The sequence below is a fragment of the Cloacibacterium sp. Arc13 genome, from assembly GCF_041431305.1.
GTDB classification, from domain to species: domain Bacteria; phylum Bacteroidota; class Bacteroidia; order Flavobacteriales; family Weeksellaceae; genus Cloacibacterium; species Cloacibacterium caeni_B.
The window spans coordinates 78,158-89,249 of the sequence record NZ_JASMRM010000009.1 but is presented as its reverse complement, the minus strand read 5'-3'; the positions used below and the strand labels follow the sequence as shown (position 1 = coordinate 89,249).

The 11,092-nt window shown below is 32.5% G+C and carries 10 protein-coding genes; 8 read left to right on the top strand and 2 right to left on the bottom strand.

What is annotated here, in order from left to right:
- Positions 1–328 precede the first annotated feature (328 nt).
- From QO190_RS08470 to QO190_RS08455, 4 genes are all read left to right on the top strand, one after another.
- A complete protein-coding gene (locus QO190_RS08470) occupies positions 329–706 on the top strand; it encodes a GxxExxY protein (protein ID WP_371462389.1) in 378 nt (125 codons plus the stop codon).
- 1 nt (position 707) lies between these two features.
- Positions 708–1,364, top strand: a complete 657-nt coding sequence (locus tag QO190_RS08465; RefSeq protein ID WP_371462391.1) for a copper homeostasis protein CutC — start codon at positions 708–710, stop codon at positions 1,362–1,364.
- Between the two features lie 108 nt (positions 1,365–1,472).
- The gene (gene glk, locus QO190_RS08460; protein ID WP_371462393.1) at positions 1,473–2,513 is read left to right on the top strand and encodes a glucokinase; all 1,041 of its coding nucleotides are present in this window, start codon (positions 1,473–1,475) and stop codon (positions 2,511–2,513) included.
- 30 nt (positions 2,514–2,543) lie between these two features.
- On the top strand, positions 2,544–4,673 hold the full coding sequence (locus tag QO190_RS08455) for an alpha/beta fold hydrolase (protein ID WP_371462395.1): 2,130 nt from the start codon (positions 2,544–2,546) through the stop codon (positions 4,671–4,673).
- Between the two features lie 58 nt (positions 4,674–4,731).
- Here the strand turns inward: QO190_RS08455 and QO190_RS08450 are convergent, their stop codons facing one another.
- Positions 4,732–5,025, bottom strand: coding sequence for a type II toxin-antitoxin system RelE/ParE family toxin (locus QO190_RS08450; protein WP_371462397.1), 294 nt, complete (start codon positions 5,023–5,025; stop codon positions 4,732–4,734).
- A complete protein-coding gene (locus QO190_RS08445) occupies positions 5,015–5,272 on the bottom strand; it encodes a hypothetical protein (RefSeq protein WP_371462399.1) in 258 nt (85 codons plus the stop codon). The genes QO190_RS08450 and QO190_RS08445 overlap by 11 nt, the downstream gene beginning before the upstream one ends.
- 81 nt (positions 5,273–5,353) lie before the next feature.
- Here QO190_RS08445 and QO190_RS08440 point away from each other — a divergent pair, with 81 nt between their 5' ends.
- From QO190_RS08440 to QO190_RS08425, 4 genes are all read left to right on the top strand, one after another.
- Entirely contained in the window at positions 5,354–7,009 is a 1,656-nt protein-coding gene (locus tag QO190_RS08440) for a peptide MFS transporter (RefSeq protein WP_371462401.1), read from the top strand.
- A gap of 98 nt (positions 7,010–7,107) precedes the next feature.
- Complete coding sequence (locus QO190_RS08435; RefSeq protein WP_213196547.1) at positions 7,108–8,487, top strand: peptide MFS transporter; 1,380 nt, start codon at positions 7,108–7,110, stop codon at positions 8,485–8,487.
- Between the two features lie 116 nt (positions 8,488–8,603).
- A complete protein-coding gene (locus QO190_RS08430) occupies positions 8,604–10,115 on the top strand; it encodes a peptide MFS transporter (RefSeq protein WP_371462403.1) in 1,512 nt (503 codons plus the stop codon).
- Between the two features lie 18 nt (positions 10,116–10,133).
- On the top strand, positions 10,134–10,670 hold the full coding sequence (locus tag QO190_RS08425) for a thioredoxin family protein (protein ID WP_371462405.1): 537 nt from the start codon (positions 10,134–10,136) through the stop codon (positions 10,668–10,670).
- Positions 10,671–11,092 lie beyond the last annotated feature (422 nt).

Sequence of the window (11,092 nt, the reverse complement as noted above, 5' to 3'; positions counted from 1 at the left end):
ATGAGAAATTAAGCAGGAGCTTAATAAAATCAACTCGTTGATAAGATCTTTGCTCACTTAACATTTAAATAAATTTCGTAAAACCTTACATTTAAAGTTTATTTAATTTTTAAACGCAAAGGTTTTTTTAAGATCTAAAACTTTTTAAGCAAGCAAAGTTTTATTCGCAAGCGAATTGAATGAGCTTGAAAATATTTTTTTTATATTTAAGATGAGAATCTATGCAGGAGCTTAATAAAATCAACTCGTTGATAAGAACTTTGCTCACTTAACATTTAAATAAACTTCGTAAGACTTTGCGTTTAAAAAATAAAAACTAATAACACCTATGACAGAAAATGAAATTTCGTATAAAATAATTGGCGCAGCATTAGAAGTGCACAAAAACCTCGGAATTGGACTATTAGAAAGTGCTTATGAAACTGCACTTGTGTATGAACTTCAAAAATTAGGTTTAAAGGTAAAGCAACAATACTCACTTGCTCTTAATTATAAAGAAATTGAAATAGACAATGCTTATAGAATTGATATTTTAGTTGAAGAAAAAGTGATTGTAGAAGTGAAATCAGTATTAGAATTAAATCCTATTCATTTTGCGCAAACCAATACTTATTTGAAATTTACAGGTTTAAAATTGGGATTATTAATCAATTTTAAAACTCAGTTATTAAAAGATGGAATTCACAGAATTGTAAACAAATTGTAAAATGTTAGAAATAGCTTGTTTTAATAAAGAATCTGCCGTTATCGCTGCGAAAGCTGGAGCAGATAGAATAGAGTTTTGTGCTGATTTTCATTTGGGCGGAACCACTCCTGATTTAGAAGATTTCAAAAATTTAAAAAAGGAAATAGACATTCCTATTTACGTGATGATTCGTCCGAGAGGTGGAAATTTTTTCTATTCAGATGAAGGTTTTAGTTTGATGAAACACCAATTGCAAAATTTTTGTAACGCTGGAGCAGATGGTTTTGTTTTTGGAATTTTAGACCAAAATGATGAGGTAAACGAAGAGCAATGCAAGGAACTTATCCAGTTTGCAAAAGGAAAACCTTGTACTTTTCATCGTGCTTTTGATAGAACAGAAAATCTAGAAAAATCATTAGAAATGCTTATCAATTCTGGTTTTTCTACCGTTTTGACTTCTGGTGGAAAATTTAATGTAGAAGAAGGCAAAGAAATGCTCCAAAAATTAGTGGAAATTTCAGCGGGAAGAATAGACATTTTATGTGGAGGTGGTTTGCGTTCTTCTAACCTTGTTGAGATTAAAAATTTCACTCATGCCAAGAGCTTTCATTCGTCTGCAATTTTGGAAGGAGAGGTTGCTGATTTTCATGAAATAACAAGACTAAAATCATGTTTTTAGGGCATTTTCTATGAGGTTTAAGTTGCTGAAAAGCCGTACTTTTAGGGGAATTTTTTTCAAAGCAATTTTATTAAAATTAAACAACACATTATTTAAAATTTTCACACTATGAAATTTCCGCTTTATTTACCACAAATCGAAAATCCAGCAAACAATAACCTTTCAATTCTAGCAGCAGATGTAGGTGGAACCAAAACCAATATTGCACAATTTGTTTCGCAAAATGGCAAAATGGTTCTTCAGTTAGAAGAAACATATACCACCAATCATCATAATTCTTTGACCGAAATTATTCTTGATTTTATCAAAAAAAATAATTTTGAGAAGCCAGACAGAATTTCTATTGGAGCTGCAGGTCCTGTAGTAAACGGAACTTGTCACACCACCAATATAAAATTTAAAATAGATGTAACAGAACTCCGTAGAGACCTACAAATAGATAAAGTCTATCTTATTAATGATTTAGAAGCTACAGCTTTTGGAATGACAGAGATGGATGATGAATTTATGGTGACCATGAGAAACGGAAATCCTTCTATCGGTGGTCATATTGCTATTTTGGCTCCAGGAACAGGTTTAGGCGAAGCTTGTCTTTTCTGGGACGGAAAATATTTAAGACCAATGCCTTCTGAAGGTGGCCACAGCGAATTTGCGCCGAGAACAGATGTAGAATTTGAATTGGTGAAATTTTTACAAAAAACCTACGGCGAAATCATCGTTTGGGAAAGATTGGTTTCTGGACCAGCTATTTACAAAATCTACGAATTTTTGAGAGATGTAAAAGGCTACGAAGAACAAGCTTGGCTTACCCAGAAATTAGCAGAAGCTAAAGATAAGTCTGCCGTAATCAGTGAAACTGCAATGTCTGGATTATGTACCACTTGCGTTTTGGCAATGGAAATGCTGGTAGATTTTATGGCGAGAAGAGCCAATAATATGGTGCTGAATTATAAAGCAACGGGTGGATTAATTTTAGCAGGTGGAATTCCGCCAAGAATTTATAACTTTATCAACAAAGATAAAATAGAAGAAAGCTTCTTAAAATGTGACGAAATGGAACCGCTTTTAGCTGGAATTCCTATTTATTTAAACCTAAATAGCAAAACAGCATTATATGGAGCAGCATATTATGGAGCTTTTTCTGAATAATAACATTTAGAAAAATTTAAAAATTAAGGAATGAAGAAATTGTTTTTAACATTAGGTTTCTTGGGAATGATGCATTTTGGCTTTGCTCAAGAAATTACTCTAGAAAAAATCTATTCGGGTTACTACCGCGGCAAAAACATTGCAGGAATCGCTTCTCTTAAAAATGGAGAGAACTATGCCGTAATCGAAAGAGGCGGTATTGCAAAATATTCTTACAAAACCACTGAAAAAGTGGGCAATATTGTAGACGGAAGTTTTGAGAGTTATATTTTTTCTGATGATGAATCAAAAATTCTTTTGCAAAAAGAATCTGAGCCTATTTATAGACATTCATTTTTAGGGAAATTTGATGTTAAAGACCTTACTTCAGGAAAAATAATCAGTCTGAACAACGGAAATTTCGTGCAAGAGCCTAAATTTTCGCCTAATGGAAAATTAGTGGCTTTTATTTCAGACAATAATTTGTTTTATCAAGATTTAGAATCTGGAAAAATTACCCAAATTACTGCTGATGGAAAGAAAAATTCAGTGATTAATGGATTGGGAGATTGGGTGTATGAGGAAGAATTCGGGCATGCAGATTTTTATCAGTGGAACAAAGGAAGTGATGCCATCATTTTTGTAAGATTTGATGAATCGCAAGTTCCAGAGATGAATATGCAGATGTATAATAAATCGCTTTATCCTACAGATTATCGTTTTAAATATCCAAAAGCTGGAGAGAAAAATTCAGATGTTTCTGCTCATTTATATCAAGTCAATTCTGGTAAAACCATCCATTTAGATTTGGTAGGTTTTGAGAATTATTATATTCCACAAGTTTTTAGCACTGCTAAAAATGATGAGGTAGCGATTGCAACTTCCAACAGACATCAGAATAAAGTAGAAATTTTAAAAATTAATACCGCTTCTGGAACCGTGTCTAAATTGTTAACCGAAACAGACCAAGCTTGGATTGACACCGATAATCTTACGTTAGAATTTTTAGAAGACAATTCATTTTTATGGGCTTCGGAGAGAAGTGGTTTCAGACATTTGTATTGGTATGATGCGAAAGGAAAACTGAACAAACAAGTAACCAAAGGAAACTGGGAAATCACTGATTATTATGGTTTTAATCCAAAAACGAAAGAAGTTTTCTTACAAACAACCGAGAAAGGAAGCATCAATAAAGTAGTTTCTAAATTTAATATTTCATCAGGGAAATCTGTATTGCTTTCTCAAGCGGAAGGAAATAACAGAGCAGATTTTTCTAAAAATTTCCAATATTTTATTGAGACTAATTCTACTGCTAAAAAACCATTCACCTATACTTTAAAAGATGGAAACGGGAAATTTGTGAAAGAATTGCAGAATAATGATGCACTTTTAAGCAAATTAAATGCAGATAATTTGGTTACCAAAGAATTTATGATGATTCCGAATGAAGCAGGAGACCAAATGAATGCTTACATCATGAAACCTAAGGATTTTGACCCGAATAAAAAATATCCACTTTTTATGTTTCAATATTCTGGGCCAGGTTCTCAGCAAGTTTCTAATTCTTGGGATGGTGGAAACGGACTTTGGTTCAATCATTTGGTGCAGAAAGGATATATCGTAGTTTGTGTAGATGGTCGTGGAACAGGTTATAGAGGAACAAAATACAAAAAAGTAACCTATAAAAATCTAGGAAAATACGAAATAGAAGACCAAATTGCTGCTGCAAAATGGTTAGGAAATCAATCTTATATTGACAAGTCTAGAATTGGTATTTTCGGATGGAGTTATGGTGGTTATATGGCAAGCTTAGCCATGACAAAAGGTGCTGATGTTTTCAAAGCAGGAATTGCGGTAGCACCAGTTACCAATTGGAGATATTATGACAGCATTTACACCGAAAGATTTTTACAAACTCCACAAGAAAATCCTGAAGGTTACGACCAAAATTCACCTACAACTTTTGCGAAATTACTAAAAGGCAAATTCCTTTTGATTCACGGAACAGCAGATGATAACGTACATTTCCAAAATTCTATGGAATTTTCTGAAGCATTAATTCAAAACAATAAGCAGTTTGAATTTATGGCATATCCAGACAAAAATCACGGAATTTACGGTGGACAAACCAGACCTCATTTGTATAAAAAAATGACTGATTTTATTTTGGAGAATTTGTAAAAAGTTGTACACTTAAAGATAAATTAAAACCGCAGAAGAAAATTTCTTTTGCGGTTTTTTATGGGCGTTTATCAATGTCTTGGTTCCCTTGGAAAACAGCATTTATACTAATTAATTTTCTGTTTTCATCAACTTGAAAGAAAATGATATAAGGATATTTTTTAAGAGGTAAACCTCTGAAATTTTTGTAATACCGTTGAAAAAAAGGATTTTGCTTGATTTTTTGTAGAGTTTGCTCATAATCTTTAACAAAATTTTGTGCAACTTTTAGAGAAGCTTCTTTTTTATAATATGAAACCGCTTCTTTAATATGAGATTTTGCTAAAGACGAAATCCTAATTTTATAGTTCATATTCTTTCTTTAATTCAGCTAAAAATTCATCATGGTCTTGAAATTCAGAATCATCTAAATTTTCTTGACTGTCTAATATTTTTTTCTGATTTTCAATGAGTTTGAACGTTTCTTCTTTTGATGAATTCTTACTTTCTTTGGAAATGTATTTCTCCTTCAAGAAATCAATATAGTCATTCACATTCCCTAAAAGTTCTTTGGGAAGTGTCTTTAGATTTTTTTCTAAATCTTTTATTGTGATTTCCATTTTTTTAGAATTTATTTTTATCAAAGTTAGAAAAATTTTTCATTCCATTTAAAAAACTTATTTTTGGGAAAAATAAATTTTATGAACAATAAACATCCAAAAGGTTTACCGTATTTGTTCTTCACAGAAATGTGGGAAAGATTCGGGTATTATTTAATTTTAGGAATTTTTGTATTATATCTTATCGAGCCAGAAGGAATGAGAGGAGGATTAGGTCTTCCTGATAAAATGGCAGATGATATCTTCGGGACTTACATCGCCCTTACTTATCTTACTCCATTTATCGGTGGTTTCTTGGCAGATAGAGTTCTAGGATACGTGAAATCTATTTATTTGGGTGGTATTTTGATGGCTGCAGGTTACATTGGGATGGGAATTTTCAAAGACTTACCACTTTTTTATACTTCTTTAGGATTAATTATTGTGGGAAATGGTTTCTTTAAGCCTACTATTTCAACACTTTTAGGAAACCTATATTCAGACGAAAAATATAAAGCCAATAAAGATTCTGGTTATAATATTTTCTACATGGGAATTAATATCGGTGCTTTCATCTGTAACATTATTGCAGCATTTATGCGTAATAAATTCGGTTGGGGAGAAGCATTTATCACCGCTGGAATCGGGATGTTGGTAGGTTTAGTAGTTTTCACAGTAGGAATGAAACATTACAGACAGGCTGCAGAAATGAAGCCAGTACAAGAAGGAGATACCAAACTTTCTGAAATTTTGGTTAAAGTATTCTTACCTGCAATTATCGCTGGAGCAATCGGTTGGTTCTTACCAGGAGAAATTTTTGGAAGTGACAGTACAGATGCGTTTATTTTTGCCTGTATTCCTGTTATTTATTTTTATGTTTCTCTTTATTTCAAAGCGAATCAGAAAGAAAAACCTGCAATTGGAGCATTGTTGTCTATCTTTTTAATTTCGATGTTTTTCTGGGCGGTTTTCAAGCAAAACGGAACGGCTTTAACACGTTGGGCAAACTATTATACCGATAGAAGTGTTCCTGCAAGTGTAGAAAAACCTTTGGAAGATATTTATATGGTTGACGGAAAAGATTTCAAAGACAAAGAAGTTTCTGTGTATGATGACCAATACCAAACGCAAAAAGATGAAGAAGGAAAAACTCTAAAAACTCAAGGAAAAGATATCTATTTCAGAAATATTAAACCTGAACAAAAAGCGCAATTAGAGCAAAATCCTTCCCAAAAAGTGTTTCTATACAATACAGAATTATTCCAATCCATTAATCCATTTTGGGTAATTGCGTTAACGCCAGTAATTGTAGCATTCTGGGCCATGCTCAGACGAAAAGGAAAAGAACCTTTAACTCCTACTAAAATTGTTTTGGGATTATTTATCTCGGCGCTCTCTTGTTTGGTGATGGTTTTAGCGGTTTATGCTGGTGACAATGGAGCCGTAAAAGTTTCACCGTGGTGGTTAGTTGCAAGTTATGGAGTGATTACAGTTGGGGAATTATGTCTATCACCGATGGGACTTTCTTTTGTGTCAAAACTTTCGCCAGCGAGAATCACCGCTTTAATGATGGGTGGTTTCTTCTTGGCCAATTCAGTAGGAAACAAACTTTCCGGAATTTTAGCAAGTACTTGGTACAGCTATGACAATAAGATGAATTATTTCTTGGTGAATTTTGCTTTACTCATCTTTGCGACTTTACTAGGAGCATCTATGCTAAAGCGTTTGAATAAAATTATGAAAGACCAAGGTCATTAAGAAGATATAAGTCAGTACTTTTAGTGCTGACTTTTTTATTGATTAAACCAAAAAAAAACTATATTTGCTAGTCTTAACAAAAAATTAACAATAAAAATATGGATACAGCACAACAAAAAGGACATCCTAAAGGACTATACCTTTTATTTTTCACAGAAATGTGGGAACGTTTTTCTTATTATGGTATGAGAGGGATTTTGATCCTATATCTTACTAAAACCTTTTTAGAAGGGGGACTTGCTTTTGATGAAGGGACAGCTAGTTTAATTTATGGTTGGTTTACAGGATTTGTATATTTTACACCACTTATTGGTGGTTGGCTAGCCGACAAATACTTAGGTCAAAGATTATCAATTACTATTGGTGGTCTTACAATGATGGTGGGGCAGTTGATATTGTTTTCAATAGGATCTCATACTGGGTTGTATCTTGGGTTGTTTTTGTTGATTATTGGAAATGGATTTTTCAAACCTAATATTTCAACATTAGTTGGTGGACTTTATAAAGATGGAGATGAGAGAAGAGATTCAGCGTTTTCTATATTTTACATGGGTATTAATTTAGGTGCTTTCTTAGCTCCATTAGTAATAGGTTTTTTAACAGATAATATATTTGCAGTAAAAGACGAAACAGGTAATAATATTATCTCTTATGGTTACCGTTACGGATTTTTAGCGGCAGCAATTGGTATGTTTTTAGGACAAATTGCTTTTAATATGTTGGCTCAAAAGTATTTAGGAGATTTAGGTAAAAAGCCAGGTAGTTTAAATTCTACTCCTAATGCAGATACTGGAGAAGTAGCTGATCCAAATAAACCATTAACAAAGGCAGAAAAACAAAGGATTGCGGTTATATTTGTTTATTTCTTGTTTGCAATTTTCTTCTTTGCTGGTTTTGAACAAGCAGGATCTTCTTTATCATTGTACACTGATAAATTTATTGATAGAAATGTTTTTGGATTTACAATTCCAACTTCATGGTTTCAATCAGTTAATCCATTGTTTATTGTTCTTTTAGCACCATTGTTTAGTGTGTTTTGGAGTTCAGAAGCTGGTAAAAAATTATCTACACCTATTAAGATGGGATTAGGTATGATTTTATTAGGAGTTGGTTTCTTCTTTATGTTAGGAGCAGTTGCTGAAAGAGGTGGTAATATTGCTGATGATACTATTAAAGCGAGTTTACTATGGTTAGTATTTACGTATTTATTACATACGATAGGTGAATTATGTTTGTCACCAGTTGGTTTATCTGTTGTTACAAAATTATCTCCTCCAAAATTAGCTTCATTGCTAATGGGTGTTTGGTTATTAGCATCTTTCTTTGCTAATGTAATTGGAGGTTATTTGGCTTCATATGTTGAAAGTATGGGAGCTGGTAATATTTTCTTGTATGTGTCAATTTTTGTTATCATTTGTGGTTTAGGGCTCGTATTACTAAATAAAAAATTGGTTGCAATGATGCACGGTGTTAAATAATTCATTAAAATATCTTATAAAAACCATCGAAACATCGGTGGTTTTTTTTATTTTCGTACTACTTTGCCAAAGTTTAAAAATCTTTGCCAAAGTTTTTAACAAGAAATACAATTAAAATGAATTTAACTCTCGAACAAATTCAAGATTTTAAAGGCAAATATCCTCGCCAGATTTGGTCACTCTTTTTCTCTGAAATGTGGGAACGTTTCTGCTTCTACGGAATGCGCGGAATGCTTGTGTTTTTCATGATTTCTCAACTCAATTTTGGAGATGAACAAGCCAATTTACAATATGGAGCTACTCAAGCTTTTGTATATGCTTTTACTTTCGTGGGCGGACTTTTTGCAGATAAAATCCTTGGTTTTAGAAAATCTTTATTTTGGGGAGGTTTACTGATGATTGTTGGTAGTATTATTTTATCTATAGATCCACATCAGTTTTTCTTTTTAGGAATTGCTTTTACCGTTGTAGGAACAGGATTTTTCAAACCCAATATTTCTACTATGGTAGGAAAACTTTATAAAGCGGGAGATTCTAGAACAGATGCAGGTTTCTCACTTTTTTATGCAGGAATCAACTTAGGCGCTTTATTGGGAGGTTATTTTTGTATTGCTATTGGGAAAGGCGAAATGTTTTCTAGTTTTATTCCAGAAGATAAAAGATGGAATATAGCTTTCAGTTTGGCGGCTATTGTTATGGTGGTAAGTTTGGTAAATTTTATATTTACTCAAAGAAGATTAGGACCTATCGGTTTACAGCCTCAAACATTAAATACCGACGGAACTTTTTCACCTATGGCAAAATGGAAAGAATATGGAGTTTATGTCCTTTCTTTGGTTTTTGTACCAATAATTATGACGATGGTTTCTATAACCGAATACACAGATTTATTCATGTATATTGTAGGTCCATTGACGCTCATTTATCTATTCTATGAAATGACAAAGGTTACACCTGCCGAAAGAAAAAAACTTTGGGCAGCTTTGGTTTTTATTATTTTCTCTATTCTTTTCTGGGGAATTTATGAACAGAGTGGCGGTTCTTTGAGCATTTTTGCTGCGAATAATCTGAACAAAGACTTACTAGGATTAGATCCGAATGGAGTGAACAATTCTGGAGGAGCATTTTTCATTATTTTCTTAGCTCCAATTATTGGTTTATTATGGATTTGGCTAAGTGAAAGAAAATTGGAACCGAATACTTTAATCAAATTCGGTTTAGGATTTATCTTTTTAGGATTAGGATATTATGTACTTTTTGCGACTAAATTTTTCGCCAATCTTCAAGGGATAACTTCTCTGAATATTTTCACAATTGCTTTATTGGTTATTACCTTTGGTGAACTATGCTTGTCGCCAATTGGTTTGTCTATTATGACGAAGCTTTCTACAGAAAAACTACAGGGAATGATGATGGGAATGTGGTTTTTGGCTTCAGCTTACGGACAATACGTTGCAGGAATTATTGGCGCAAACATGGCTTCAGCAAAGGAAGGTGCAACCAACTATGAAAAACTAATTACTTACACAGAAGGATATAAAGATTTAGGAATCTATGCTTTAGTAGCTGGTTTGGTACTGATTTTGATATCTCCTTTTGTGAAAAAATTAATGCAAGAGGTTCATTAACCACATAAAAACTACTGTATGAAAGCTACTTTATCGATGTTATTTCTTTTGGTATTCAGTTTTTCCTTTTCACAAGTGAATTGGATGACGATGGAACAAGCGTTAACTGCTCAAAAAACCAATCCAAAAAAGATTCTCATCGATTTTTATGCAGATTGGTGTGGACCGTGTAAATTGATGGATAAACAGACATATTCACATCCTATTATTTCGAAATATATCAATGAAAATTTTTACGCCGTAAAATTCAATGCAGAAGGCAATCAGACGGTTAATTTTTACGATAGGGTTTTCACCAATCCAGATTATGCTACCAAGGCAAAAAGCAAAAATGCAATGCACCAGTTCGCGAAGTTTATGAATGTCAATGGATATCCAGCTCTTGTATTTTTAGACGAAAATGCTCAACCGATTACCAATTTGATGGGATTTTTCTCTGCTAAAGAATTAGAACCTTACATCACTTTGTTTTCTAAAGGCGAATATAAAAATATCAAAACCCGTGAACAATGGGAAAACTATCAGAAGAAGTTTAAATCAAAGATTAAAGAGTAATTCGAGTTATGGTTTTTGAAAAATATTTGCGAGGAATGAAATAATGAAGCAATTCACAGGATTTATCAATATTTTTATCAATAGGAACGGACTTTAGTCCGTTTTAGAAATCATAAAAATCAATTTGGCTTTAGCCAAAACATAATAAAAAGACTTTCATTATTGAAGGTCTTTCTTTTTTAGTTTTAAACAAATTCTCTTAAATTCACATCATAAAAATTCAAATCTCAAAACATTGAATATATAAATCCTACGATGTCGTATTCTGTACAAAAAACCAAATAAAAATAAAACTTTTAAACTGTAAATTTACAAGTATTAATATAAGTGGATATCTAAATCATATTTTTTGAATTAATTATTATATAACACTCATAAAACATTAAATTACTTTTGCAATAGTTTTATCTAGGGAAACTTGA

Bases quoted from the DNA above. Each gene is read 5' to 3' on its own strand.
- QO190_RS08470 (WP_371462389.1), top strand. From the start codon at position 329: ATGACAGAAAATGAAATTTCGTATAAAATAATTGGCGCAGCATTAGAA.
- QO190_RS08465 (WP_371462391.1), top strand. From the start codon at position 708: ATGTTAGAAATAGCTTGTTTTAATAAAGAATCTGCCGTTATCGCTGCG.
- glk (WP_371462393.1), top strand. From the start codon at position 1,473: ATGAAATTTCCGCTTTATTTACCACAAATCGAAAATCCAGCAAACAAT.
- QO190_RS08455 (WP_371462395.1), top strand. From the start codon at position 2,544: ATGAAGAAATTGTTTTTAACATTAGGTTTCTTGGGAATGATGCATTTT.
- QO190_RS08450 (WP_371462397.1), bottom strand. From the start codon at position 5,025: ATGAACTATAAAATTAGGATTTCGTCTTTAGCAAAATCTCATATTAAA.
- QO190_RS08445 (WP_371462399.1), bottom strand. From the start codon at position 5,272: ATGGAAATCACAATAAAAGATTTAGAAAAAAATCTAAAGACACTTCCC.
- QO190_RS08440 (WP_371462401.1), top strand. From the start codon at position 5,354: ATGAACAATAAACATCCAAAAGGTTTACCGTATTTGTTCTTCACAGAA.
- QO190_RS08435 (WP_213196547.1), top strand. From the start codon at position 7,108: ATGGATACAGCACAACAAAAAGGACATCCTAAAGGACTATACCTTTTA.
- QO190_RS08430 (WP_371462403.1), top strand. From the start codon at position 8,604: ATGAATTTAACTCTCGAACAAATTCAAGATTTTAAAGGCAAATATCCT.
- QO190_RS08425 (WP_371462405.1), top strand. From the start codon at position 10,134: ATGAAAGCTACTTTATCGATGTTATTTCTTTTGGTATTCAGTTTTTCC.